Raw genomic sequence first — 25548 nt, 5'->3', positions numbered from 1 at the left:
ATGAGTGACGTGACAGCTATTAACCGTAGACATTGCATGATTCAACCTCTCTATACTGCTGATAGAAGATCTTCAACAACCCGTCAGTGTCATTTTTGAAGAAAAAGCGTGACTCGATGAGGTGTCCTTGCGACATGACTGTTCCGTTCTGGTCGTACAGTGGGACTGGTCTTGTATCGGTACAAACATGAAGGGTCGCGGCGGAGTCGGCGTGCATTTGACTTGGTAAAGGTTCACTTGTGATGATTGGAGCCGAGCCCTGGCGGGTAGCCCATCTCTTCTCAGCCATGAAGTTGTACATCGCGTGTGAACTCGTGAGGAAGTCTTCCATCGCCACTTCATTTAGTTCAGCAGGAAAACCAGAAAAATCACCGTAGAGTTCATAGCGATTCACAATATCCATCGCACGTTTGAACACTCGTTCTGTTTCTATATACAGCTCCTCTTCGCTCATGCTGGGGGAAGCAGTTGATGAGCTGATCGAAGTCGAGGGCAGGGGAGTCGGTGACCATGGCGGAGGGCCATCGTCTTTCTTCGGGCTGCATCCGGTGCCCAGCACCAACAAAACCAACAACACCACAGCGGTCATGGATCTCATGAACACTCTCCAAAAGGGGGCGGTGACACCATCGTCACCACCATCATCCCAACCCACACCCCACCTGACAACCCCCCCCCACCAGTATCTGTGGAAAACCCATCAAGCAGGGATCGGTCGTCGCAGCATTGAGGTGGCGAAAGCTGCTGCGACGGCGAGTGTCATGACCAGTAGGGCCTCGTGGCCTTGACCGGTGACCCCAGCAACGAGCAACAACCCCGTCACCGGGCCGCGCAACGAGGTGGCCAGCAGCGCTGCAGCACCCAAAACGGCCAAGGCGGTGACCGGGACATCGACACCGGGCATTACTGCCGCGGCGAGGTGACCGATGATGATCCCACCCAACCCACCAGCAGCGATCGCCGGAGCCAACGTCCCGCCGACAGCACCCGCGCGCAATGTCACAAACGTTGCCAACAGCTTTCCGGCAAGCACAATCGTCGCGGCACCGAGCCCCATGCCAAGAAAAGCGCTCTGTGCTGCGGCCCGCCCGTTACCAAGCACCAGCGGGAGGAACCAAGCTGTCGCAGCAACCGCTAACCCAGTCAATGGAAGGGTCAGCAGTGTCCACGCACCGCGTTGTGAGCGGGCCTTCACCCGGTCGGCAACATCGCCGAACCAGCCGCCGAGCGGTCCGAGGAGTGCGCCGACCGCCAGCGCCCACAACCACAACCACGGTGTCGTGCCATCAAGGTGAACGGCCTCGTACTGCGGCAGCGGACTGATCGACGCCCGGGAGACGAGCGTCGCGATGGCCGAGATACCCAGACAGACCGCCACGATGCGCGCGGAGACCTGGCGCAGCAACAACTCGACGGCGAAGACTGCCCCGGCCACCGGCACCTGGTAGACCGCGCCGAGCCCGGCCCCGGCCGAAGCTGCGACGAGTAGGCGTTCGGTATCCTCGTCGAACCCCCTGGACAACCTGCCAGCGATCAGCCCGGCGAGTTCGCGGGGCGCGGCCTCCCGCCCAACCGGAAGCCCGGCACCGACCCCAATCATCTGGAACACCGCATTGAGCAGGGTTCCGACCACCGGCGCGGGCTTACCGTCGACCATGCCCCGCACACCCACCAGTTCGCTTCGGCGCCGCAGCGCCCACCAGGCCACGGCCAACACGACCGACACCACCGCAACACCCGCAGCCATCCGCCAGTTCGAGACGCCATCCACTAGCACCTGGCCGTGTTGTTCGCTATGCCCGTAGACCACCTCCTCAACGCCGTGCAGAATCCAGGTCAGCAGCATCGCCGCGCCCCCGGATGCGACGCCCAACACAACGGTGATACCCGCCAAACGCAGATCGGAGCGGATGGAGGAGTCAGCCATGGTGGTGAGCGATGCGGTATGGGGTGGGTGCGGTGCGGTCAGCGTCGTGGGTCATGGCTGGGCTCCTTGCTGCCGGTGCCCGGCCAGTTGGTGCACGAATATTCCTTCCGACGTCCGGCGCTGGTTTTCCCTGGTAGAGAGCTCTGCGAGGAACTGTGGCAGCAGTCTACCGGGCGGGTTCACGGGAGTTGTTTTGTCAGCGTGACCGTTGGATACCTGTCTTGGGGCGTCACCAGTCACGTTGCCTAGGTGGCAGATGAGTCGGTCTACGGGATCCGGATGCAGCTCAGGTCGGCTCGGCGAAGACCTGTCGCACGTGGGCGATGAAGAGCTCGTTTTCGGTCTGCCATGGGTTATGGCTCGAATGCTCGAAGTAGGTCAGCGACTTGTGCGGCGCTTGTAGCCGTGCGTAGTAGTCGTCCACCAGGCTTGTGGGGGCGTTGTAGTCGTAGCGGCCGTGGAAGATATGGATCGGGATCTGCTGTTCTGCCGCGGACTTGCGGAGATCGATCGGGTAGAGCTTGCCGTAGAACGAGTCGAAGGTCCGGTACAGACCCCAGAAGAAATACACCTTGTCAAGCAGGCCGTACTCGACCCCGTATGGCCCGTCCATGGTGGAGCAGACGGCGTCGTGGATCTGGCCGGTGCGCGCCGGTATCCCGTATAGCGGGGAGAGGTAGGCGAACGTCTTGAGGGCGATGTCCGACTCGTAGGGCGGCGGCCCCTGCTTTTCAAGCTTGTCAACGAGCTGTTGGTTTCCCGTCGCCTGGGCGTCCTCAAGGGTCACCTGGTAGTCGATGCGCTCGGTTTCGAGGAAGTCGATCATCTGGCCCGTGCCTGCGAAGGCCCGGTAGTGCTCCGGATGCTCGCGCGCCATCATGAGCCCCAGCGCGGAACCCCAGGACTCACCCATGAGGTAGATGCGGTCCTGGCCGAATTCGCTCCGCAGTAGGTCGGTGACGGTGGCGCCGTCGGAGAGGTATGTGTCGAGGGTGATATTCCCGGGACTGATCGCGTTGTAGGACTTCGCCGCCCCTGGCTGCTCCCAGGTGACGACGACGTAGTCACGCTCAAGATCGGTGAAGCAATGGCGCGCGGTCACCAAGTGCGATCCCCCGGGCCCGCCGGAGAGGAACAAAAGCACCGGTTTGGATCGGTCCTGGCCGCGGATGGACAGCCACTCCGCACGGCCATTGACGGTGATGGGGCGTAGCTCTGCAATCGGGTTGGGCCCCTCGATGGCGGGTGTGAAAGCGGTGACCTGCGACAGTGCCGCCATGAGGATAAGGAGGGTCCCAGTCAGTAGTGAGACCTGCAGCGACGTGACGGCCGCAGCGGCCGAGCGGTGCAGCAATGCCGTGATGATGCGGATGAACAAGGCCGTGACGAGACCGCCGAGCGTTACGGCTACGAGCGCGACGGCGATATAGACCTCGCCTCGCGCATCGTGGATGTGGAGCACGTGCTGACGTAGGCAGACGTAGTAGATGACAAGACCGGCGGCCAAAACCGACCAGATGATCAGCGCCGATTTCACATGAGTCATGTGTAACTGCTCCCTGGGTACCCAACCAGCCTCGGCTCCCGACCGGTGCTTCGGCCCATGGCAACCGTGCCTCGGGGAGATCCGGCGTCGGCGGGATGCGGTGGTGCGATGCCTGCGGATGGTGCATCTCACTCTACAAGTCTGGCTGGGCTTGCGGGTGAGACCCACCCCACGCCACATGCTGGAGCAGGCCCAAAACGAGATGAGGTCGCACTTCGACATTCCCTTTCTTCGGTTCGACTTGGTGGGAATCCAGCATGTCAAGCAGGACTACTTCGTCAGCGACCTGCGCAAATATCACTGGAACGCTGTGCTCGCCGACCGCGCGAGTCGTATCGTCGCGCAGCCAGTCGAGAAAACCCACGGATGGTCGCCCCTGTTCTTGGAATAGTGGGGGGCATGACTTTTGTAATAGTGGAAACCATAAGGAGGATTCGGTGGCCGTGGCAGCGGTGGCGCAGATATGACCTGTCGGTAGACGGGCATCGCTTTCGTGTCTGGGTCAATCCGATCCATTGCAACGTGGAATGGCTGGATTGCCCGGGTGAGTTTGTTCCTAGCGGTTATTCGTCCACGGTGTTCGTCGGGGGTGCTTCTTGCCGGGTGTGCGCGCGGTGGCAGGCCTGGCGGCTCATGCCGATTCCTACCGCTGAGCAGATGCAGGAAGAGATCCGTGACTGGCTCGCTAACCTGGACGACTTAGAAGACGAGTAAGCCACCGGACCGAACGAGCGGAGCGTAGAGCCCGAATGCCCTCACCCCAACCCCGGCAGATCTACCGATCCCGGGGATCAGCCGTTGTGGTTAACGCCGCATCGAAGGCCTCGAAGCTTTGATCGCTGAACAGCCAGAAGCGGGCCTCAATGACCTGCGGATGCTGCGCCATGGCTGCGGTTACGGTCTGGATGGCGATCTGGGCTGCCTCGGCCAGCGGGTAGCGATAGACCCCGGTCGAGATGGACGGGAAGGCCACCCGGGCGGCACCGATCTCGGCCGCCACCTCAATGCTGCGCCGGTAGGCGGAGGCCAACAGTTCGGCTTCATCGCGTGTCCCGTCGTGGTAGACTGGGCCGACGGTGTGGATGACGTATGTAGCGGGTAACTGGTAACCACCGGTGGCCTTGGCGTCGCCGGTGGCGCAGCCGTTGAGGGTGCGGCATTCGGCGAGTAATTCCGGCCCCGCGGCGCGATGGATGGCGCCGTCGACGCCTCCGCCGCCCAGCAGCGAGTTGTTGGCGGCATTGACGATCGCATCGGCCTGCGTATCGGTGGTGATGTCGCCTCGGTGCAAAGTGATTTTCGGTGTCATGCCTCATCCTCCATCGGTCAGGGCGACCAGGGCAATGACCGGCCCCGTGCTTACGGGCTACCGTCCACGTGCTCCTTGGCCGGATCATCGCTGGGCAGGCGGGTCTCTTTCCTTACCTTGTTGGGAATCTACCCGCTATGGCGCAGTATCGGGAGATCTGCGAGGGTGGAGGCATGGCGAGCTTCGAACACCGAACCGGGGCGATCAAGCATCTGACGGTCGGCCACGGGGCCCGGCCCACGACCATCGGGGCGCAGCGGTGAGTGGGCCAGTGGTGCCGCAGCACGCACGGGAGCTGGCGCAGGCGGCACGGCGAGTGCTGGTGCTCAGCGGTGCGGGTATGTCGGCCGAGAGCGGTGTGCCGACGTTCCGGGACGCTCAGACCGGGCTTTGGCACCGTTACGATCCAGCCGAGTTGGCCACGCCCCAGGCATGGGCGCGTGATCCTGGGCTGGTCTGGGCATGGTACGAATGGCGGCGCTCACTGGTGGCCGCCTGCCAGCCCAATGCGGGTCACCGTGCGCTGGCCGAATGGGCGCGGATCGCCGAAATGAGCGTGGTCACACAGAACGTGGACGACCTGCACGAACGGGCCGGATCGGCGGTGGTGGTGCATCTGCACGGCAGCCTGTTCGCGCACCGCTGCGATTCGTGCGGTGCTCCCGTCGAGTTGCCGGTTCCAGACCAAGCCGAGATTTCCGGACGACTGGCGCCACCGGTTTGCGTGCACTGCACCGGACGTATCCGCCCCGGCGTGGTGTGGTTCGGTGAGGCATTGCCAGCAGGTGCGCTAGACGAGGCAATGACGCAGATCGAAGCATCCGACCTGGTCATGGTGGTGGGCACTTCGGGCATGGTCCACCCGGCCGCCGCACTACCGGGCCTGGCGGTGTCTGCGGGCGTCCCCGTCGTCGAGATCAACCCGAACCCGACCGGCCTGCCCGCCGACGTGCACTGGCCGGTGACTGCGGCGGTGGGTCTACCGGCGCTGGTCGATCAGCTTGGGTAGCGGTGCAGAACTAGTCCTGACCAGGGATCATCGATTCCCCGCCCATGCCCCTCGGCGGGCAGACTGTCCCGTGCCATCCGACGAGTACCCGGCCGAAGTCATCGATCCACACCGTGGTCCCGGCACGGATCGGAGCCACACCCCCGCCATAGGCCACCAGATCGTCGCGAGGCGGGACCCACGCCCGGGCCTGACTAAACGCACAACTGGACGGAAGGTGTTCGGCATCGGTGGGGGCGGTCCACAATGACTGCGCCGTTTCCGCAGCCCCGCTCAGCAGCCCACGCAGATCTGGGTGCCGATGCTGGCCGGCGATGTCGACGGGTGTTCGGCCCTTCTTATCGTCAAGATCAACCCGTGCGCCCAGACGGATCAACTCACGGGCAGCTGCCTCATCGCCGAACCAGGCGGCCTGGTGCAGGAATGACCACCCCGAGGTCGGTTTGACGAAATGGGCGCAGGTGCGAGCGAACATGTCATGTGACTGCCAAGCCGCCAATACCCGGGGCCACTGCCCCACTTTCGCCAACTCGTAGGCGATGGCCGCCCCCTGCTCTATGAGCATGTAGGCAGCGGCATTCATGGAGACCAGCGCCCCGGCATCGGGTGTGGACTCGAACCGCTTGATTATCTGGATGAGGTCCTCAAGGACATGCTCCATGGATAAAACCTAGCCGGTCAACTGCCGGTTGACCGTCCAGCCGGTGGCGATGTCGGTCATCGTCAACGTGTAGCAGTGTTTACCCGAGGCGACGCCGCCGTCGTGGGCGACCATATCGATCTCCACGAACCCCGGGGTCGGGTCGTCTCAGTCCGCGAAGGTGCGGATCGGGATCTGGTGTTTCAATGATGATCTGGCTTGGTGTGGGTGCGGCCCCGCAACGTCATCGGTGACTTTTCGCTGGCGAGCATCCGATCGATTGTGGCCACCGAAATCTGTCTCACGCAGCTCGGCGCGCGCATAGTCACGGTGCCAGCTGCTCACGTCGATTAACTCGTCCACGATTACGGGTTTTGCCCACCCGGTCAGCACTGCGATATGCCAGTGTCTTCTTCGTCACGGCCTGCCATTGCCTCATCGTCAATTCCATGGTCGATCATGCCCAGCTGAATACCCCACATGAGGCAAAAACCCTGGCCAGGCGGAGGTTTTCGATGAGTTAACTTTGAGGTATTGCTCAGCACCGCATGGCTGTCGTAGGATTCCCGTGTAGCCCGGGTGTGCTATGTCCCTCTCGGGCACACGAAATGAATATCCCCATTAGTGAGTGGGCGATACATCCACCCCACTAAGAGACCTTCTGCCCCCGGAGGTAATGACATGACAACATCCCGACATCTCTCCCTCTCTTTCGCAGCCTTTGCTTCAGCGGCCATCCTGGTCACCTCGGTTGCGACGCCAGCGTTTGCTGCGCCTTCACCGGAGGAACCAGATAGCGCTACCAGTCACTCGACAGCTGTTGTGGCCCCCACCACATTTGGACAGTCTCCCGATGTCATCAGCCCCGATTCCTCACCCGATGACCAAACAACCGATCTGACCACCCAAGATGAGAAGGTCCTCGCCTACTGGACACCAGAGCGTCTTGCTTCTGCCGTCCCCTATGAGCCTTCTAGGACCCCAACCGTTGAGGAGCCGATGGACGACACCCCAACCGGCCCCGAGGGGTCAACACCCCCAGCCGAACCGCTGAAGGCGTCACCTTCCGTAATGCGTTCAGAGACAACAATTCTCGCTTCCGACCCCAGCACGGGGGTCGCTCCCCAAACAACCCCGGTGACGAATTTCCCGAACACGAACGGAAAGCTGTTCTTCGACGGCTACGGTACGGGCAATGCGTACTGTTCTGCTTCTGCCTTAAACACGGGTACCAAGCGGGTTGTCATCACGGCGGGCCACTGCGTCTATGACGATGGTGCATGGAAGCAGAACGTCGTTTTCGTTCCCAACTACGACAAGCGCAACGCCGATCCCGATCCGGTGGGCATCTGGACAGTGCACGCACTGCGCACCTTCGACGCATGGATCAACAACGGAGACTACACCCATGATGTCGGTATGGCCACGCTGAACAATGGCGGAGACGACGGCCAACGCATTGTTGACGCGGTCGGCGGTCACGGAATGCGCTGGAACGGTTCATATGCCTTCGACGTGTCAATATTCGGATACCCGAGCAACAAGACCAACCCGGAGGGGCGATACACCATGTGGGCTTGCTGGGGCACCACCTTTCGATCGGGCAGACGGGTTTCGATCAACGGTTGCGCATTCGGCCCAGGTGCATCAGGAGGACCTTGGCTGCATGAATATAACAACGCATCGGGTCTCGGCTACGTCAGATCTGTGACGTCAACGTGGCTTCCCAGAACTGGACAGAATTGGGCCCCCTACTTCACCGATGACATGAAAGCTCTGAAGGACGCGACGAACGGAGACTGGTAATGCGCAGGCGGTGGACCACGGCTATCGGAGCAATCACTGGGATCATGATGATCGCGTTTTCCTCCTCAGGCTGTTCATGTTCCAGAACCTCCCCGGATGCAGGGTCCACCGCCACGCACCCCCTTCAAAGTGGCAGCGCTGCGCCTCAAGTCATGAGTTCACGCGACGACTTACAATCGCCCACCCCGCTCGCTTGGGATTCGTGGCGAGAAACCACACCCACCACCATCGAGGTCACCTTTCTGTCAGGGCCTGCGTCATGCACCGGCATTCAAGCAACGGTTGTTGAAACCACGAATGACATCACCATCGATCTGATGCAAGGTGCACTTCCAGGAAGTGCCGATTGCCCGGCGGTCGCCCTTACCAGCACGACCACGATCGAATTGGGTCAACCGCGCGGAGACCGAGATGTCATCCAGTCCGCCAGATGAGCGTATTTCAGCAAATTCGTAATGCGCGCCTGTACAGCGTTAACTTGGCAATGGACACGGACGTCTTCCTCCACTCATCCGGTGCCTGTCTCCCGAATAAGTAGATCAGATACCGAGGCGTAGCACGTCCCGATGGGGTGAGCATTCGCTCATCAGTAGAACCCAACGGCGGCCCTCCGCGGAAGCGCTTGGTTTCCGCATAATCGCGCAATGTGTAGTCAGCACAACAAATGCGGCTCTTCCCAGTTGAGAGTGGAGGGGTCGTGGGCATTGTGCGGGCGCGTCGGTGTCTAAGATAGGAGCCGAGATCTTCGGAAGATGAAGGTTCCTGCGCCTGATATCTGGAAGACCTCGACGTGCGGGACGCTACCTCCACGCCCCTGACCACCTTCACCGGCCTAGACGGTCTCGGCTTGCAAACCGTGGAGCGTAGGGGGTTCGAACCCCTGACCTACGGCTTGCAAAGCCGTCGCTCTACCAACTGAGCTAACGCCCCGCCCGTGCGAACACGTGCAGCGTAGACAGCTTAGCCGCCGCCGCCGCCGACGGGAAATCACGGGCGAGAGATAGCCAGATCCACTACACCGGCGGCGTCGGTCCGTCGTCGACCGGGCGCAGCTCAGGGTGATGGGCATGCCTGTGTGAGCGCGATCGCAGGGAGACAGTCAGCTGGAGGATCCTCCAATGATCCTTATGTGCTCCGGGCACACGTGCAGGACAGACGAGACGTCCGAGGCCGATGAAGACCCGTGCCCTTTTCACTTAGATTCCGGATTTCTTCGTCCCGCGCCTCGCCTCGGCCGTCAATGGGTTCTCCGGCCATGGGTGTTTCGCGTAGCGGCCACGGTTCTCGGCTCGCACGTGCGGGTAGACCTCGCGCCAGAAGCTCTCCAGGTCATCGGTCACGGCCAGCGGACGGTGTGCAGGAGACAACAACTCCATCACTACCGTGACCCCGCACATGGTTGGCGTCGATGTCATGCCGAAGCACTCCTGCAGCTTCACGGCCAGCACTGGCGCCCCGCCCGAGCCCACCTGTGGATAACGCACCCTGATCCGCGAGCCACTCGGCACCACGATGCGCTCGGGCACCACCTGGTCGAGATCCGCCAATTGCTGCCAGCCCAACAGGCCGCGCAACGCCCCGGCCACGTCGATCTGTTTCGTTGATCCTTGTCCCAGATGTGGGCCGAGCCATACCTCCGCTAAGGAGGTCAAGGCCTCCTCCGAGACATCTGGCCAGTCATCACCTAACATCTGGTGTGCGAAGCCCAATCGGTCGCGCAGTCTTCGTGCCGCATCGTCCCACACCAAAAACCCCGGCTTCGACAAGCCAAGACCATGTATGTGCAGTTCCTTGAGCAGGAGCGTACGGCACTTCTCGGTATCGATTCTCGTTGGTGTCGAACCCAGCACGATCGCCCCCAGCCGTCGCACCAGCCGACCTCTCACCCGGCCGGATTCAGGGTGCCACCGGGCCACGGTGGAGGTGCTGAGCAATCGCGCCCCGGCCTCCAGCGCGGTCTCCTCGTCGATTTCCACCCCGGCCCGCACCACCGCCCCCGAAGTGTTGCGCTCCCCAGCCTCCACCCGGCTCAGTTCCGCGATCGCCAGCCACGGTGCCCGCCCCAACACCGACCCTGGCTCCACCTGCACACCGGTGCCTGAGGCGGTCAGGAAACCCGACCCGTCATCACGTCGACGGGCGATCCACTCCGGTTTAGAAAGCGCTGTCACGATGCCGACCGGATCTGGGCGACCATCCCCATGACCAGGCACCAGACCCGCCAGCCGTCGTGCCTCCACACGCCACGATTGTGCCCCGCTCATCCGTCCCGCTCGCAGGTCGGTTAGCAGGCGTCGCAAGTCCCCGTCTGCGCACCGAAGATCCCCGGACAACATGGCGACGACCTCCGCAGCTGCCCGGGTCCCCACGATCTCGGCGCCGACCAACAGCCCCCGGGCGAGCCTGGGCTCGGTAGGCACCCGCACCAGGCGTCGCCCCAAATCGGTGATCCGCTCATCGGCGTCCAACGCGCCTAGTCCCTGTAACGCCCGGATAGCGCGTTCCAGGCCCGCCGTCGGTAGGGGATCGGGCAGAGCCATCCCATCTCCACGCGTCGAACCCCATGCGGCCAGTCGCAACACGGCGTCCGACAGATCGACGACGCGCACCTGAGGGGTCGCATCTGCTGCCATGCCCGCCCACTCCGAGGCCGGGAGACAACGCACTGCCAGCCCTGGACCGAGCCGAGCCGCTCGCCCGGCCCGCTGCTCGGCGCTGGCCCGGGATTCACGGACCGTCACCAGCCCCGACATGCCCCGACCGGAATCGAAGCGTGGTTCCCGAGACAACCCGGAATCCACCACCGCCCGTACTCCAGGCACAGTCAGTGAGGATTCCGCCACGGATGTCGCCACCACTACCCGGTGGTCGCCCCCGCGCAACACGTCATCTTGTTCTTGTGGCTTAACCCCACCCGACAAGCCCACCGTCACCATCCCTGGAACCCTGATCCGAGAAACCATCTCCTCGACGTCACGCCTGGTGGGCACGAAGACCAATACCGACCCCGTGGTGCGGGTGGCGACCGATGCCACGATGCCCGTTAGGTGATCGGCGAATTCCTGAGACAGATGACCCCGATGGGTCGGCAACATACCTGCGGGAAGCGGAGCCCATTCGACGGTCAGTTCGTGCAGCACTCCGCCAACCTCGACGAGCACCGCATCGGGCCCCAGTAACTCCATCCAGCGGGCAGCATCCAGGGTCGCCGACATCACCACCAGCCCCAGATCCTCGCGTAGCGAGGCGACCTCCTGGACCATCGCGAAGCCCAGATCCGTGTCCAAACCCCGCTCGTGAACCTCGTCCAGCACGACGGTGCTCGTCCCGGTGAGGTCAGGATCACCAAGTAGCCGGTTGACCAGGATTCCCGCCGTGCAGAATTCGACCGCGGTGCCCGGAGAAACCCTCGACTCGCCGCGCACCGTGTGCCCGGCCAAACCCCCCACCGGTGAACAGGACAACTCGGCGAGTCTGGCCGCAGCCGCCCTGGCTGCGATCCGGCGTGACTGGGTCACCAGCACCCGTCCACCGCGAGCCACCGCCGCTGCGGCAGGCACGACCGTCGTCTTACCAGAACCGGGAGGAGCGGTGACGACCACCCGTGCCCCCGGAGCTTTGAGCACGCGCACCAACTCGTCGACGATCGTCCCGACGGGTAGTCCCGCCGAGATCACGTCGAGGTTGAACATGCTGGCAGTCTGGCATATCGACCACCGAACCCGCCGCACCCGCGCATCATCGACGCGCGATCAGGGCCGGTGGTCATCAACCCATCAACATGGCTGCTGACAAGCAGCGATGTTGACGGGATCTCAGTCCTCAGCCCGCAGCAGTTCCAGTACCTGAGGCAGATTCTTGGGGCGCCCATCTAGATCCAGCTCTAGCGCCAGTTCCAAGGCCCACGGCATTTCCAGGTGTGCCCGCTCGATGATGTCCCGGTTCGCCAGTAGCTCGGTCACCGGCCCCTGGGTCACCCGGTGATCGCACACCACCGCGGCCTCGTCGGCCCAGTCGAGGGCCAGGGCGACGTCGTGGGTGGCCATGACGATGGTCGTGCCGTGATCGGTCAGCCGGTCCAGTGCCGCCCGCATTTGTCGAACGCCCAGTGGGTCCAGCCCGGCTGTCGGCTCATCCAGCAACAGCACCTGTGGACGCATGGCCACCGCCCCGGCAGTCGCTACCCGTTTGCGTTCCCCGTATGACAGATGGTGGGTCGCGCGCTCCGCAAGATGGGAGGCCCCCAATAACTCCAAGGCCTCATCGACGCGATGTCGCACCTCGTCAACACCGAGTCCGAGGTTCAGTGGCCCGAAGGAGACATCCTGGATGACATCCGCGCTGAACAATTGGGCATCCGGATCCTGCAGCACCATTTGCACCGCGCGACGATGCTGCCGCAGCCCCTTGCGAGACCAGTCGACGGGCCCATCCTCGCGCAGCACCTCACCGGCGGTCGGCTTCAGGGAGCCCGACAGCACGCTCATCAGCGTCGTCTTGCCGAAACCATTCGCCCCCAGCAGCGCCATGCGGGAACCCGCCTTGATGGACAGCTCGACTCCATCCAGTACCTTCTCCCGGCCTGGGTACCCGGCCACCAGGCCGCGTGCCTGCAACACAGTGTTCATAGGTTGGTCACCACCAAACTGATTGCCCAAATGGCTGCCACCACAGCCGCACTGCCTCCCAAAAGCTTCGGTGACGCGGGCCGGGCAACCGGCAATGTCACCAACGAATCCTCGAAGCCCCGATGGGTCAGGCCCTCGTTCAGCACCGAGGCCCGGCTCCAGGCCAGCACCCCCACCTGTCCGATCCCGGCAGCTAGGTTCGACCAGCGCCGCCGGAACGCACCCGGGCCCACCGGGTCGTCGCCCAGGCGGCAACGCTGCGCCTCGAATACCGTGATCGCGGTGTCCAGCAAAACGAACAACAGCCGGTAGGTGAGATTTGCGATCTCCAGCAGCGGATCGGGAATGCGCAGCCGACGTCCCCAGGTGAGCAGGTCAACCATGGGAGTCGTCGTGGCAAGCACCATCACCGCCAAGGTCCCCGCGATTCCATGGGCAAATAGCTTGGCGGCCTGGCGCATCGAGGTCTCACCAATGCTCAACCAGCCCAACTGCCACCACGCATCGACTGCTGACTGGCCAACGGACAGCAACACCGAGGCTGCGCCGAGCAATAGGAAAACCACTGGGGCCGATATCGCGGCCAGCAGTACCCCGGGCCGGATGCGCGCCCACCCGCAGATGAATGCGACGGCGGCCAGTGAGACCAGCAAGGTGCCCGGCCACGTCGGTGCCAGCAGCGCGGTGGCCACCAAGCTCATGGAGCAGAATACCTTCTCCCCCACCCGGTGACGCCGCCAGGGGGAATACCAGGCGGCATCATCGAGGGATCCGATGTGTAGATGCATGGGGTTCAGTCCACCGGTGTCTGCTCGTTCCCGGCCTCGTTGGTCGGATCGGGCCCCGCGCCGGTATCAGCTGTGGTGGTCGCATGCTTGGCGCCCCTGCGGTTCCCGGCCATCCAGCCGATGGCGAAGCACATGACACCCGAGCCAATGGCGGCCTGCATGGCGAACAGTCCGGACTCGACCTCGCCCGCCGGCTCGAAGAGCGGCTTGAACCATGGTTCAGCGCCGGCCTCCTCGGCAGCCGTGGTGGCTGCCCCGTCGGTGCCGCCGAAGGCTTCCTCCTCACCGGATGCAGCATGGGTTCCGATAAACAGGCAGGCCAGGAAGATCGCCACGACGGCGGCCACGAGCGCCGGGGTGACCCATTTGCGATTGCTGGTCAGCACATCAGACATGAGCGTGCTCCTTCGCGATACCGAGATCCAGCCCGAGAGAATCCAGCTGGGGGGCCGCCACCTTCACCAGGAAGCGGAACAGCAGGATGCCGAGGAAACCCTCCATGATCGCCAATGGCACCTGGGAGACCGCGAAGATCGACAGGAACTTCGCCGCAGCACCAGCCATACCACTCGACGGATCAGGGAAGGCCAGGGCCAACTGGATGCTGGTGACGCAGTAGGTGGATAGGTCGGCGAAGACCATACACAGGAACACCGCCAGCCAACTCGGGCCGCCCACCTTCATCGTCAGCTTGTAGAACGCGTAGCCGACCCATGGTCCGACGATTGCCATGGAGAAGGCGTTCGCGCCCAGGGTGGTGATGCCGCCATGGGCTAGCAACAACGCCTGGAAGATGAGCACCACGGTGCCCATGAAGGCCATCACCGGTGGTTTGAAGATCACCGCTCCGGCTCCGGTTCCGGTCGGGTGCGACGAGGAACCGGTCACCGACGGCAGTTTGATTGATGACAACAGGAAGGTGAAGGCACCGGCGGTTGCCAGCAGCAGCCGGTTCTCCGGACGCTCCTTCACCTCCTTGATCACCTGGCGTGCGCCGTGCACGACGAACGGCGCGGAGGCGGCATACCACGCCGCGCACTGGATAGGAGGAAGAATGCCTTCTGCAATGTGCATGCGAAAGTCACTCCTTTCTCGGGATCATGCGTCCCGTCGACGAAAGGCACCACCAGAGCCAGTTTCTGACTTCCGTCTCGTAAGACGGTCACAGTGGCGCGACCGTGCCGGCTTGATCCGGCTTCCTGGATCCTGGTGGATGTCTGATCATATCATCGCACCAAACCTATTGACAACGCATCTATTGGCAACGCGCACTTCATTTCCAGTGGATGCGTCGTCAGCACAGTGATGGTGGTGGGCTTGGGAGCGCAGCCGGACAGATCACGACCGTCTGCGGGCAAGCCGGGCGTATGTTTCTGGGTGATGACCACGGACCTTGCTCCACGCCCTAGGCTGGTGCGCATGGTTCGTCCACCGTTCCGCACCCAGCGCGAACGGGTCAGCCATGCCCTGCAACGTCGGGCCACTCTTGAGGCGATGCGTCGCCCAGCGGCCCTGTTGAGCGGTATCGATCCCTGTGACGCGGACCCGCTGCTCGTCCGGTCGGCCCTGCACCACGGTGTGCTAGCTGCCCGTGACTGCCCGGTCTGCACCTCGCAGAGATTGATGGTGCTCAACTATGTCTTCGGTGACCAGCTTGGTCAATTCTCGGGGCGGATCAAATCTGCCGAGGAATTGTGCGAGATGGAGACCGAGGTCGGTGAGTTCAAGGTGCGCGTCGTGGAGGTTTGCCCCGACTGCAACTGGAACCATCTGATCGAGACCTATGTGCTGGGCGACGGGGTGCGGCGACCGCCGCCGAGACGACAGAGGACTGTGGAGGACATCTATGGTTGAGACCAACTCGAACGCGCGGCGTGCCGATGCGTCGGGCAGGGGACGACGCGGGCGTGGTAAACATCCACGTATCAAGAGGTTCTTCCAGGTGACGACGATCCTGGTACTAGTGCTGGCCTTGGCGGGCACCGTCGCTGGATACGCCTTCTACAAACGCACCGAACTGCCTGATCCAAATGCCGATTTCGGTACCCAAACTACCCGCCTCTATTTCCGTGACGGTACTACCGAACTGGGTTCCTTGGCCGTGCAGAACCGTACCGTCGTCAGCTATGATCAGATGGCCGAGTCGATCAAGTATGCCGTCGTTGCAGCCGAGGACCGTTCCTTCTGGACCAACCAGGGCATCGACTTCAAGGGCTTGGCCAGGGCGGTGTTCGGAATTGCCACCAATCAGGAGATTACCGGTGGCGGGTCGACGATCACTCAGCAGTACATCAAGATCCGCTACCTGACTTCGGAGCAGACCTTCAGCCGCAAATTCACCGAGCTGGCCTTGGCCATCAAGATGGATAAGGAACTGCCTAAGGAGAAGGTGCTTGAGGATTACCTGAACACCATCTACTTCGGGCGCGGCGCCTATGGCATTGAGGCCGCTGCCCAGACCTACTTCGGTGTCAGTGCCGCCCAGCTCAGCCTCCATCAGTCCGCAGCCCTTGCCGCGCTGATCAACCAGCCCTCCGCCTTCGACCCGGCCAACGGTGAGAAGGCTATAGCGGGCCTGACCGAGCGCGTCGACTATGTGCTCGACGGCATGGTGCTGGCCAAGAACATCTCCCAGTCCGAGGCCGACCAACTGCGCGGCACCCTGCCCCAGTTTCCGCAGGTCCAGACCTCGGAAGCCTACGGAGGATCTAATGGCTTCTTGATGAGCATGGCCACCAGCGAACTGGAGGCCAATGGCTTCACCGCTGACCAGATCAACGGTGGCGGCTACAAGATCATCACCACCTTCGACGCGGCCATGCAGGCCGCTGCCGTTGATTCGGTGCAGAAGAACACCAAGAAGGCGGCAGAGAATGCCCGCCGCTACCGCGACGAAGCGGGCAATTGGGTGGAACCCACCGCTGAAGGGCTGAAAACCGGCCTGGCTTCCGTCGAGGTGGGCACCGGTGGAGTGCTGGCTCTCTACGGCGGCCCGGATTTCATCAAGTCCTCGCTGAACTGGGCAACGACAAACCACTATGCCGCATCCACCTTCAAGGTGTGGGGTATCGTCGCGGGCCTGCGCAACGGTTTCGGGCTCACCTCGGTGCTGCGCGGATCGACCTTCACCCCGCCTGGGGAATCTGTCCCGGTGCACAACGACTCCGGTGCCAACTACGGGCAGACCACCCTGCTCAAGGCCACCCAGTACTCGATGAATACCGCCTTCGTCGATTTGATGACCCGCATTGACAACGGCTCGGAGCAGCTGGTCGACGCGGCTACCGACGGTGGTTTGGTCGAGGATCCATCATGGCGCGAGCAAGGCGACCGCATGGTGTTGGGGGAGGGCGAGGTTACCGTCCTTGACCAGGCCAACGCCTTCGCAACCCTGGCCAACAAGGGAAAGCGTAACGAGGCCCATGTCGTCGCCCAGGTGATCGATGCTAAAGGCACCGTTGTCTATGAAGGAAGCACTTCTGGGGAACAGACCATCGAGGCCGATGTGGCCGCAGACGTGACCTACGCTCTCAGCCAGTCCGCGGAGCCTTCCCAGCGCACTGCGGTTGATGGGCGCGACGTCGCGGGGAAGACCGGCACCGAGGGCATAGCGGTCGGTCAGGGGGGCTCCGCTCGCCAGCTCACCCGCGCTGGATGGCTGTGCGGCTACACTGCCAAGATCTCCACCGCGGTCATGATGGCTGCAGGCGAGACCGGTCAGGAGAACCTTGACGTCTACGCCAAGAGCGGGCAGGCGGCCTTCTATGGCGCGGGTTACCCGACCGACATCTGGAACGACTACATGGCGGTGGCCACTCAGAAGACCGACCGTACCGAGTTCCCGCCCGCAGCGAACATCCAGCCGACGGTCGCGAACCCACCGAGCCAGGCACCGAGCCCTTCTGTGACCGAAGAGACCCCGCAACCCACCGAGACTGCGACTGCGGCCCCGGAGCCTACCGAGACGGTAACCATGGCCCCGGAGCCCACCGAGCTGCCAAGTGAGACCGCAACCACGGTGCCCTCGGTCGAGTATCCGCAGCCCAGTGTCTCAGCTGGAGAACCGGCCGGACCACGCACTGCCGGGTGACCCTGGCTGTTCGTGGCTCAGTACCAGGTCATGACATCACCGAATCGTGACGCGGATTGTCGCCCGGTGCGAGGGCGGCCTACAGCGTGGGGCACAATTGCCTCGTGATTCCTGAGGTACTGACCCGGCGTATCGGTGGACCGCTCGGCACGCGAGCGGCCACCGGTGGGTTGTGGCGTGATCCACGGGTGTGGACTTACATGGTCGCAGGGGTGTTCTGGTTGGTGCTCATCGCCCGCCAGTTGCCCTGCCGGATGATCGACGGGCATTTCCCCAACCCCTACCTGCGGGTGTGCTATTCGGATATCTGGACGCTCTTCCTCAACCGGCACATGATTGAGTCTGGTGGTATCTATACCTCGATTGACCTGGAGTATCCCGTCGTCATCGGCTATTTCATCATGGCCATGCGGGCCCTGACTGCGCCCTTCGCCAGTCTGGGCGGGGCCGGTAGCAGCACGGGACAGGTGGCCGCCTCGCAGATTTTCTTCCAGTGGAATGCCATCTTCCTTTTCGCCGCCTTCATGGTGCTGTGCTGGGCTCACCTGCGCCTAGGACGGCCCTCCCGCGATGAGTCGCACCGTTTCTCCTGGGACGCCATGTTCATCGCGGCCTCCCCGGTGGTGCTGCTCAACGGGCTGATCAACTGGGACCTGCTGGTGCTGGTCTTCACCTCCCTGGGGTTGCTCGCCTGGTCCCGGTCACGCCCGGGCTGGGCCGGTATATGGCTGGGAGTGGGCTTCGCGACGAAGTTCTACCCGTTGCTCGTGCTCGTGGCCATCACCCTGTTGTGCATCCGGGCCGCCAAACACCGGCAGGCGGTGGTGATGTGGGTTGCCGCCGTACTCACCTGGGGTGCGGTGAATGCCCCGATGATGATCATTTCTTGGTCCGGGTGGGTCTATTTCTGGTCGTTTAACGCCGACCGCAAGGCCGATCTGGGCTCCCTGTGGTACGTCATCTCGCTGATGGGTTTCGACGTCCCTGGGGTCTCCGGCATCGCTTTTGCCCTCATGGCATTCGGCGGCATTGGCATAGCCTGGTTGGTGATCAAGGCCCCTCGGCGCCCCCGGGTGGCCCAGGTGGGGTTGTTGCTGGTCATCGTTTTCCTGATATTCAACAAGGTCTATTCACCACAATTCGCCTTGTGGCTGCTGCCCCTGGTGGTGCTGGCCCGCCCGAAGTTCACCGATGTCGCGGTATGGAGCGTCGGCGAGGTCATCTACAACTTCAGCGTGTGGGGCATGCTCCAGGGAGCCCTCGGCATCGGCACCGACGGGGAGATCCTCTACTGGTTGGCGATCATCTTCCGCGTCGTCATCCAGGTGTGGGTGGGACTGCGGGTGATTGACGACATGATGCGGCCCTGGGAGGATCCGGTGCGCATTCCACATACCGACGACCCACACGGCGGTGTGCTCGACCACGCCCTGGACGCCGACTGGGTGGTCATTCTCAACGAGCGTCGTCGCCCCGCCCGGGTGTCGCAGTTACGTGGCTGGAGAGCCAGGCGATGAGCGTCGTCGTCCGCAGGCGTTGTGACGAGTGGCGGTGTCATCACGATGACTCTTGAGAAACGCCGTGATGATCCGAAACTAGTGGTCATCACATGGTTGATGACGCGAGTGGTGTATCTGCTCGTGCTCTTTCGCATCGTCGAGACCAGTCGGCGCAGCGTGGTCGATGTGCTGTCGAATTGGGATGTGGCGCATTTCACCGGCATCGCTACCGAGGGCTATGTGCAGCAGGCCAACCAGGCCTTCTTCCCCGGCTTGCCGCTGCTGATGAGGCTCCTCGACGCCTTCGGCATCAACATGGTGATCGGTGCAGCGATCGCCGCCAATATTGCATCACTTCTTGCCGTGTGGGCCTTGTACCGGCTCTTCGGCAGCACGGTGGCCTGTCTGTGGTGTCTAGCCCCGATGGGGGTATTCACCGCGGTCGGCTACACCGAGTCTTTCTTCGCCGCCGCCGGGTTCTGGGCCTGGCAGCGAGCCGACGCCCGTCGCTGGGGCCAGGCAGCCGCCCTGGCCGGACTCGCCTGTACCCTGCGGGTCTCTGGGCTGTTCCTCATCGCCGGGCTGGGCATCATGGCCCTCGTCCAAGACGAACGCATGCTGGATCGTATCCGCAACGCAGCCTGGTTGTTGGTGCCCGCCGCGGTGTTGGGCGCCCACGCGGTCTTCCTCTACCGGCTCACCGGGGACTGGGGTGCCTGGTACTCTGCCCAGAACAGCGGCTGGCAACGTAGTTTGGCGTGGCCGTGGGAGGGCTTGCGGGCAACCTGGCCGATGACCAGCCAGGCCTACTGGGCTCCGCGCAGCGATGCCGTCGCCGCGATGTTCCGCTGGGAGATCGTCTCTGTGATCGTTGGTTATGTGACGGTGGTTTGGTGCCTGGTCAGGCGTCGTTGGGCTGAAGCAGCCTGGGTGGGTGCGGCGGTGCTGGCGTTGTCCTGCTCCGGATGGTTCATCTCGGTGAACCGAGCTGTGCTGTTGTGGTTCCCGACCTTCGTGCTCATCGGCGATCTGCTGTCCAGACGCGTCGGTTCGCGCATCACCCGCTGGTTGGTTGGTGGCGCGTTGGTGCTCGCCGATGTGGCGACGATGGCTTGGTGGGCGTGGCAGTACGGAACTGGCGGCTGGGCGTCGTGACCATGAGCGCCGGGGCACTCAGCCGACAACGAGATCGCGGTAGGCCGGGTGTGACTTGATGTACTGGGCGGTGTAAGGGCATAGCGGGCGTACCTTGCGCCCCCGGCGACGCACGTCGTTGAGGGCGAAGGATGTCAACTTGCTCGCCAGCCCGCGCCCACGATGGGCAACCGGGGTGCCGGTGTGGGTGAAGGAAACAACGTTCCCGTCGAGCAGGTAGTCGATCTGGCACACGAGTTCGCCATCCTCGTAGGCCTCGTATCGGAAAGCTGCGGTGTTGTCAATCAGGTTAAGTTCGGGCATGGGCCGGTTCCTGTCATGTGAACGCTCGGGGTGCGCCCCGCTGATGCGCCCCATCAAAGCAGATTGAGCCAAGTGGGCAGCGGGTTGCTTGAACCGTGGACTGCAAGATCATTTCTCCTGAGGGAACACTTTATTTCAGTCTTGCATCAAGGTGAGCAGGGCCACTACGGTAGTGCTCGTCTATGGCAAGTTGTCATGGAACAAGTGGTTCACTTGCCAGAATTTACTTGTCATAAGTGGTTTCCTTCTTGTCATAAGTGGTTTCCTTTCAGAGTTGAGGGGCTTAGGTGGGCATTAATGAAGTGATCATGTGGATCTTGATGATCTGCATGGTGCTGGGCGGTCTGGATCGCGCGATCGGCAACAAATTCGGTCTCGGAGAGAAATTCGAGGAGGGCATCAATGCGATGGGTCCGCTGGCCCTATCGATGGTGGGCGTCTACTCCTTGTCTCCGATCTTGGCCAAAGTACTCGGTGTCGTGATCCGCCCCGTGTATGAATTCCTGGGAGCCGATCCGGCAATGTTCGCCGGCACCCTGCTGGCCAACGACATGGGTGGCTGGCCGCTGGCCCAGGCGCTGACCGGAAACCCCGATGCCCAGAAGCTCTCCGGTCTGATTTTGGGCGCCATGATGGGTGCGACCATCGTGTTCACCATTCCAGTGGCCCTGGGCATCATCAACAAGGAGGATCGTGGCTTCCTGGCCCGCGGGGTCATGGCTGGCATCGTCACCATCCCGATCGGTGTGGTCGTCTCCGGTCTGGTCGCCGGTATGAGCCCGGTCTTCGTGCTGCGCCAAACCGTTCCGATCGTGCTGGTCGCGATCCTGTTGGCCGTCGGCCTGTGGTTCAAGCCCGACATGATGACTCGCGGATTCGAGGCCTTCGGCAAGGGCTTGGTGTTTATGATCTCGATCGGTCTCATCTTGTGCATCTTCCAGGGTGTGCTCCAAGTTTTCCCGACGATCACCGATGCCGACGGCAATGAATTGTTCGTGCTCTTCGGGGCCCAGGACGCATCCGGTTGGGTGATGAAGCCCGCGACCGAAGGTTTCGGCATCATTGCTTCAATCGCGATGGCTTTGGCTGGCGCCTTCCCCGCGGTGCACCTCATCGTTACCTTCGGCAGGAAGCCGCTGGCGGCCGTCGGCAAGCTGATGGGTGTCAACGACACCGCTGCCGGTGGCTTCATCGCCACCTTGGCCAACAACATCGCGATGTTCGAGATCATGAAGAACATGGATGCCCGCGGCAAGATCCTCAATGCGGCCTTTGCCGTGTCGGCGGCCTTTGCTTTCGGCGACCACTTGGGCTTCACCGCAGGCGTGATGCCCGACATGATCGCCGCGATGATCTCCGGCAAGCTCGTTGCGGGCATCGCGGCGGTGGCCCTGGCCCTGCTGATGTTCCGCAACGCCTTCCCTGCATCGGGTGCTGCGGAGGAATCCGCTGCGGCACAGGCTCAGGAGGCCTAAGCAATGAGGATCGCCCGGGTGGTCGGTTCGGCCGTCTCCACCATCAAGGAGGATTCCCTGCGCGGAGCGAAGCTACTTGTCGTGCGGGATGCCTCGGTGGACGACCAGATCACCGGTGAACCCTATGTGGCGGTGGATGCCGTCGGTGCTGGTGAGGGTGAGCTGGTGCTCGTCTCTGCTGGCAGCGCTGGGCGATTCACCGCCACTACGCGTGACACGCCCGTCGATGCGGTGATCATGGCCATCCTGGATTCCATGGAGGTTTCCGGCGAAGTCACCTTCCGCAAGGGCTGACACTGCTGTGAAGGGCTGACACAACTGAACAACGTTCAACCCTTTCCGGCAGTGGCTGGCGGAAAGGTGTCACCATTGAATTCCGAGAGGACAGGAAACATGGATCGCTACCGTCAGGAGGTGAAGTAGATGTTGTTGCGAACCAAGCTGTTCGGGCACACCTACGAATTCGCCGATCTCAAAGAGCTTCTGGCAAAGGCCAACGAGGAGAAGTCCGGAGACCAGCAGGCAGGAATTGCTGCTCGCTCGGCCGCCGAACGCGTGGCCGCACGATACGTGCTCGCCGAAGTTCCGCTGAGCGCCCTTCGGGAGAACCCGGTGGTTCCCTACGACCAGGACGAGGTCACCCGGGCGATCGACGATGCGATCAACGAGACCATCTACGAGGAGATCAAGGGATGGACCGTCGGCGAGTTCCGCGAGTGGCTGTTGTCGAACAAGACCACCGGGGCCGACATCGCCCGGATCTCACGCTCTCTCACCGGCGAGATGATCGCGGCCGTCGCCAAGCTGATGGGCAATCTTGACCTGGTCTACGCGGCCCGCAAGATCCGCGTGGTCACCCACTGCCAAAACACCATGGGTCTCAAGGGCACTATCGGCTCGCGCCTGCAACCGAACCACCCGACCGACTCGGTGGAGGGCATCCGTGCCGCCACCTACGAGGGCTTGTCCTACGGTTCCGGCGACTCGGTGATCGGTATCAACCCTTCCGACGACACCGTCGGCTCGGTCTCCCGCCTGCTGGAGATGACCCACGACGTCATCAAGACCTGGGAGGTACCGACCCAGAACTGCGTGCTGGCCCACGTCACAACCCAGATGGAGTGCCTGCGTCGTGGCGCCCCGGCCGGTCTGATCTTCCAGTCCATCGCGGGCTCGCAGAAAGCCATGGAATCCTTCGGGGTGTCCGTCGGCCTGCTCGACGAGGCCTACGAGCTGGCCAAAAAGTATTGCTGGACGGCCGGCCCGAACTACATGTACTTCGAGACCGGACAGGGTTCGGCCCTGTCGGCCGACGCCCACAATGGTGCCGATCAACTGGTGCTGGAGGCCCGCAACTACGCCATCGCCCGTCGCTGGAATCCTTACCAAGTGAACACCGTGGTCGGTTTTATCGGCCCCGAATATCTTTATGATTCGGTGCAGATCATCCGTGCCGGCTTGGAGGACCATTTCATGGGCAAGCTGGCCGGCGTCTCAATGGGCTGCGACGTGTGTTACACCAACCACGCAAAGGCCGACCAGAACTCCAACGACAACCTGGCGGTGCTGCTGGCCGCGGCCGGCATCAACTTCATCATGGGCATCCCCATGGGCGACGATGCGATGCTCAGCTACCAGACGACCAGCTTCCACGACGCCCCCGCCCTACGGCAGGCCCTGGAGTTGCGTCCGTTGCCCGAATTTGAGAAGTGGATGGAGGATGTGGGGCTGTGGAAGGACGGACACCTCACTGACATCGCCGGCGACGCGTCCTTGTTCCTGCGGAGGTGACTGTGATGAGCCAGTCGATTGAAGACATCGTTTCGCGCGTGCTGGCCGAGCTGTCCCGCGAGGGTCTCGCCCCAGCCGCAACCGCTGACCCAGCACCGGCCCGCGCTGCCGAGGCTTCCGGCGAACTGGTGATCGATCTTCCTGATCCCACCGACCCCGAAGCTCGGCACGCGATCCTGGTCGACAACCCGAAGGACATCGAGGGGCTGCGCCAGATGGTCAGCTCGACCTCGGCCCGCTTGGCCGTCGGCCGTGCGGGTGCCCGTCCGAAGACCGCAACAGCCCTGCTCTTCCAGGCCGATCACGGCGTCACCCAGGATGCCATCTATGGTGTGGTGAGCGAGGACCTTCGGGATCGTTCCAGCCTGTTCACCGTCACCTCCCAGGTGGCCGACCGTGCCGAATACCTGCTGCGTCCCGATCTAGGCCGCAAGCTGAGCGACGAGGCCCGCAAGACCATCGAGGAGAAATGCGTCAAGCACCCCGACGTCCAGATCTGCGTTGCCGACGGGTTGTCCGCTGCGGCCATCGACAACAACCTGCCGAACATCTACCCGGTCATCGAACAGGGCCTGAAGTCGGCTGGCCTGTCCATCGGCACCCCGTTCTTCATCGAGAACGGTCGCGTCGGCATCATGAACGACGTCAATTCGATCATCGGTGCCAAGGTGCTCATCCTGCTTATCGGTGAACGTCCTGGTTTGGGTATCGCCGACGCCATGAGCGCCTACATGGGTTACGACCCGCAGCCGGGTAAGTCGGACGCCGATCGTGACCTGATCTGCATGATCACCACTCATGGCGGAACCAACCCGCTGGAGGCCGGTGCCTACATCGTCGATTTCATCAAACGGATGATCCAGCATTCGGCATCCGGTGTGCAGCTTCGCGAAGTGGCCAAGGACTAGGTAAGGAAGATTGACAATGGGAATCCTTGAACCGATCAAACCGACCATTCTGGCCGTACGTCTGATCTCCAACGTCGACCGCGGGTTCGCCGAGTTCCTGGATCTGCAGGACCATCACCGGGCCCTGGGCATCATCACCTGTGATATCGACGATTCGCTGTACGTGTCCCTCGACGAGGCGACCAAATTCGCCGAGGTGGACGTCGTCTACGCCAAGAGCTTCTATGCCGGTTCAGCACATGCATCGGGTCCCTTGTCGGGCGAGATCATCGGCATGCTCGCCGGTCCCACCCCGGCAGAGGTCCGTTCCGGCATCGACGCCTGCGTCGCCCATGCCGAGGAGAAAGCTTGGTTCTACGCCGCCGACGAGGCGGGCGAGCTGGCCTTCTTCCCGCACCTGATCTCCGCGACGGGCACCTACCTGTCCAAGGAGGCGGGCATCAACCCCGGCGAATCGCTGGCCTATCTCATCGCCCCGCCGCTGGAGGCGACCTGGGGTCTGGATTTGGCGATGAAGGCCGCCGATGTCGATATGAAGGTCCATTTCGCGCCCCCGAGCGAGACCAACTTCTCTGGTGGTTTACTCACCGGCTCGCAAAGCGCCTGCCGCGCTGCTTGCGCGGCCTTCCAGTCCGCCGTTCTTGATGTCGCCTCGGCGCCCAAGCAGTACTGAG

At 62.7% G+C, this 25548-nt stretch carries 25 protein-coding genes and 1 tRNA gene; 14 read left to right on the top strand and 12 right to left on the bottom strand.

Annotated elements, in window-relative coordinates:
* Nucleotides 1-19: 19 nt before the first annotated feature.
* The 3 genes from HMPREF1531_RS03800 to HMPREF1531_RS03790 form a co-directional block, all read right to left on the bottom strand.
* On the bottom strand, nt 20-589 hold the full coding sequence (locus tag HMPREF1531_RS03800; RefSeq protein WP_232210220.1) for a hypothetical protein: 570 nt from the start codon (nt 587-589) through the stop codon (nt 20-22).
* A gap of 111 nt (nt 590-700) precedes the next feature.
* On the bottom strand, nt 701-1927 hold the full coding sequence (locus HMPREF1531_RS03795; RefSeq protein ID WP_016668581.1) for a chloride channel protein: 1227 nt from the start codon (nt 1925-1927) through the stop codon (nt 701-703).
* 286 nt (nt 1928-2213) lie between these two features.
* Nucleotides 2214-3473, bottom strand: a complete 1260-nt coding sequence (locus tag HMPREF1531_RS03790) for an alpha/beta fold hydrolase (RefSeq protein WP_016668580.1) — start codon at nt 3471-3473, stop codon at nt 2214-2216.
* On the opposite strand from HMPREF1531_RS03790, the gene HMPREF1531_RS14380 reads away from it, so the two are divergent.
* Together HMPREF1531_RS14380 and HMPREF1531_RS03780 are read left to right on the top strand one after the other, a co-directional pair.
* Nucleotides 3472-3864 carry a hypothetical protein gene (locus HMPREF1531_RS14380; RefSeq protein WP_156860162.1) on the top strand — a complete coding sequence of 131 codons (393 nt, stop codon included), beginning with the start codon at nt 3472-3474 and terminating at the stop codon, nt 3862-3864. The genes HMPREF1531_RS03790 and HMPREF1531_RS14380 overlap by 2 nt on opposite strands.
* Before the next feature lie 8 nt (nt 3865-3872).
* Nucleotides 3873-4187 carry a hypothetical protein gene (locus HMPREF1531_RS03780; RefSeq protein ID WP_156860161.1) on the top strand — a complete coding sequence of 105 codons (315 nt, stop codon included), beginning with the start codon at nt 3873-3875 and terminating at the stop codon, nt 4185-4187.
* A gap of 61 nt (nt 4188-4248) precedes the next feature.
* On the opposite strand, the gene HMPREF1531_RS03775 is transcribed toward HMPREF1531_RS03780, so the two are convergent.
* The gene (locus HMPREF1531_RS03775; RefSeq protein ID WP_016668577.1) at nt 4249-4782 is read right to left on the bottom strand and encodes an O-acetyl-ADP-ribose deacetylase; all 534 of its coding nucleotides are present in this window, start codon (nt 4780-4782) and stop codon (nt 4249-4251) included.
* A gap of 259 nt (nt 4783-5041) precedes the next feature.
* Between HMPREF1531_RS03775 and HMPREF1531_RS03765 the strand changes: the two genes are divergently transcribed.
* On the top strand, nt 5042-5791 hold the full coding sequence (locus HMPREF1531_RS03765; protein WP_232210219.1) for an SIR2 family NAD-dependent protein deacylase: 750 nt from the start codon (nt 5042-5044) through the stop codon (nt 5789-5791).
* A gap of 10 nt (nt 5792-5801) precedes the next feature.
* Here the strand turns inward: HMPREF1531_RS03765 and HMPREF1531_RS03760 are convergent, their stop codons facing one another.
* Nucleotides 5802-6452, bottom strand: coding sequence for an ankyrin repeat domain-containing protein (locus HMPREF1531_RS03760; protein ID WP_016668575.1), 651 nt, complete (start codon nt 6450-6452; stop codon nt 5802-5804).
* Between the two features lie 660 nt (nt 6453-7112).
* On the opposite strand from HMPREF1531_RS03760, the gene HMPREF1531_RS14070 reads away from it, so the two are divergent.
* Both HMPREF1531_RS14070 and HMPREF1531_RS03745 read left to right on the top strand, forming a co-directional pair.
* Nucleotides 7113-8237: a trypsin-like serine peptidase gene (locus tag HMPREF1531_RS14070; protein ID WP_016668573.1), complete on the top strand. Its 1125-nt coding sequence runs from the start codon at nt 7113-7115 to the stop codon at nt 8235-8237.
* Nucleotides 8238-8389: 152 nt separating this feature from the next.
* The gene (locus tag HMPREF1531_RS03745) at nt 8390-8671 is read left to right on the top strand and encodes a hypothetical protein (protein ID WP_036898223.1); all 282 of its coding nucleotides are present in this window, start codon (nt 8390-8392) and stop codon (nt 8669-8671) included.
* A gap of 423 nt (nt 8672-9094) precedes the next feature.
* Here HMPREF1531_RS03745 and HMPREF1531_RS03740 read toward each other — a convergent pair.
* The 6 genes from HMPREF1531_RS03740 to HMPREF1531_RS03715 form a co-directional block, all read right to left on the bottom strand.
* Nucleotides 9095-9167: transfer RNA gene (locus HMPREF1531_RS03740), tRNA-Ala, on the bottom strand.
* A 266-nt stretch (nt 9168-9433) separates the two neighbouring features.
* The gene (gene hrpB / locus HMPREF1531_RS03735) at nt 9434-11929 is read right to left on the bottom strand and encodes an ATP-dependent helicase HrpB (RefSeq protein WP_016668571.1); all 2496 of its coding nucleotides are present in this window, start codon (nt 11927-11929) and stop codon (nt 9434-9436) included.
* Nucleotides 11930-12052: 123 nt separating this feature from the next.
* Complete coding sequence (locus tag HMPREF1531_RS03730) at nt 12053-12865, bottom strand: energy-coupling factor ABC transporter ATP-binding protein (RefSeq protein WP_016668570.1); 813 nt, start codon at nt 12863-12865, stop codon at nt 12053-12055.
* Nucleotides 12862-13653, bottom strand: a complete 792-nt coding sequence (cbiQ, locus tag HMPREF1531_RS03725; RefSeq protein ID WP_016668569.1) for a cobalt ECF transporter T component CbiQ — start codon at nt 13651-13653, stop codon at nt 12862-12864. The genes HMPREF1531_RS03730 and cbiQ overlap by 4 nt, the downstream gene beginning before the upstream one ends.
* 5 nt (nt 13654-13658) lie before the next feature.
* Nucleotides 13659-14048 carry an energy-coupling factor ABC transporter substrate-binding protein gene (locus HMPREF1531_RS03720; protein WP_016668568.1) on the bottom strand — a complete coding sequence of 130 codons (390 nt, stop codon included), beginning with the start codon at nt 14046-14048 and terminating at the stop codon, nt 13659-13661.
* Nucleotides 14041-14727 (bottom strand): energy-coupling factor ABC transporter permease, encoded by a 687-nt coding sequence (locus HMPREF1531_RS03715; protein WP_016668567.1) that lies wholly within the window; start codon nt 14725-14727, stop codon nt 14041-14043. The genes HMPREF1531_RS03720 and HMPREF1531_RS03715 overlap by 8 nt, the downstream gene beginning before the upstream one ends.
* Before the next feature lie 345 nt (nt 14728-15072).
* Between HMPREF1531_RS03715 and HMPREF1531_RS03710 the strand changes: the two genes are divergently transcribed.
* The 4 genes from HMPREF1531_RS03710 (at nt 15073) to HMPREF1531_RS03695 (ending at nt 20397) form a co-directional block, all read left to right on the top strand.
* Nucleotides 15073-15507 (top strand): DUF5318 family protein, encoded by a 435-nt coding sequence (locus HMPREF1531_RS03710; RefSeq protein ID WP_016668566.1) that lies wholly within the window; start codon nt 15073-15075, stop codon nt 15505-15507.
* Nucleotides 15500-17743 (top strand): transglycosylase domain-containing protein, encoded by a 2244-nt coding sequence (locus HMPREF1531_RS03705; protein ID WP_016668565.1) that lies wholly within the window; start codon nt 15500-15502, stop codon nt 17741-17743. The genes HMPREF1531_RS03710 and HMPREF1531_RS03705 overlap by 8 nt, the downstream gene beginning before the upstream one ends.
* A gap of 104 nt (nt 17744-17847) precedes the next feature.
* Nucleotides 17848-19260, top strand: a complete 1413-nt coding sequence (locus HMPREF1531_RS03700) for a glycosyltransferase family 87 protein (protein WP_232210218.1) — start codon at nt 17848-17850, stop codon at nt 19258-19260.
* 45 nt (nt 19261-19305) lie between these two features.
* Nucleotides 19306-20397 carry a mannosyltransferase family protein gene (locus tag HMPREF1531_RS03695; RefSeq protein ID WP_016668563.1) on the top strand — a complete coding sequence of 364 codons (1092 nt, stop codon included), beginning with the start codon at nt 19306-19308 and terminating at the stop codon, nt 20395-20397.
* An 18-nt stretch (nt 20398-20415) separates the two neighbouring features.
* On the opposite strand, the gene HMPREF1531_RS03690 is transcribed toward HMPREF1531_RS03695, so the two are convergent.
* Nucleotides 20416-20700: a GNAT family N-acetyltransferase gene (locus HMPREF1531_RS03690; protein ID WP_016668562.1), complete on the bottom strand. Its 285-nt coding sequence runs from the start codon at nt 20698-20700 to the stop codon at nt 20416-20418.
* A gap of 287 nt (nt 20701-20987) precedes the next feature.
* Here HMPREF1531_RS03690 and HMPREF1531_RS03685 point away from each other — a divergent pair, with 287 nt between their 5' ends.
* From HMPREF1531_RS03685 to eutL, 5 genes are all read left to right on the top strand, one after another.
* Nucleotides 20988-22175, top strand: coding sequence for an ethanolamine utilization protein EutH (locus tag HMPREF1531_RS03685; RefSeq protein WP_016668561.1), 1188 nt, complete (start codon nt 20988-20990; stop codon nt 22173-22175).
* A gap of 3 nt (nt 22176-22178) precedes the next feature.
* A complete protein-coding gene (locus HMPREF1531_RS03680; RefSeq protein ID WP_016668560.1) occupies nt 22179-22469 on the top strand; it encodes a EutN/CcmL family microcompartment protein in 291 nt (96 codons plus the stop codon).
* 129 nt (nt 22470-22598) lie between these two features.
* Nucleotides 22599-23966, top strand: a complete 1368-nt coding sequence (locus tag HMPREF1531_RS03675; RefSeq protein WP_016668559.1) for an ethanolamine ammonia-lyase subunit EutB — start codon at nt 22599-22601, stop codon at nt 23964-23966.
* A gap of 5 nt (nt 23967-23971) precedes the next feature.
* Nucleotides 23972-24874 carry an ethanolamine ammonia-lyase subunit EutC gene (gene eutC / locus HMPREF1531_RS03670; protein WP_016668558.1) on the top strand — a complete coding sequence of 301 codons (903 nt, stop codon included), beginning with the start codon at nt 23972-23974 and terminating at the stop codon, nt 24872-24874.
* Between the two features lie 16 nt (nt 24875-24890).
* Complete coding sequence (gene eutL / locus HMPREF1531_RS03665) at nt 24891-25547, top strand: ethanolamine utilization microcompartment protein EutL (RefSeq protein ID WP_016668557.1); 657 nt, start codon at nt 24891-24893, stop codon at nt 25545-25547.
* Nucleotide 25548 lies beyond the last annotated feature (1 nt).

The sequence above is a fragment of the Propionibacterium sp. oral taxon 192 str. F0372 genome, from assembly GCF_000413315.1.
Taxonomy (GTDB): Bacteria; Actinomycetota; Actinomycetes; order Propionibacteriales; family Propionibacteriaceae; genus Brooklawnia.
The sequence above is the reverse complement of the archived record's forward strand: the minus strand, read 5'-3'. Positions and strand labels throughout refer to the sequence as shown.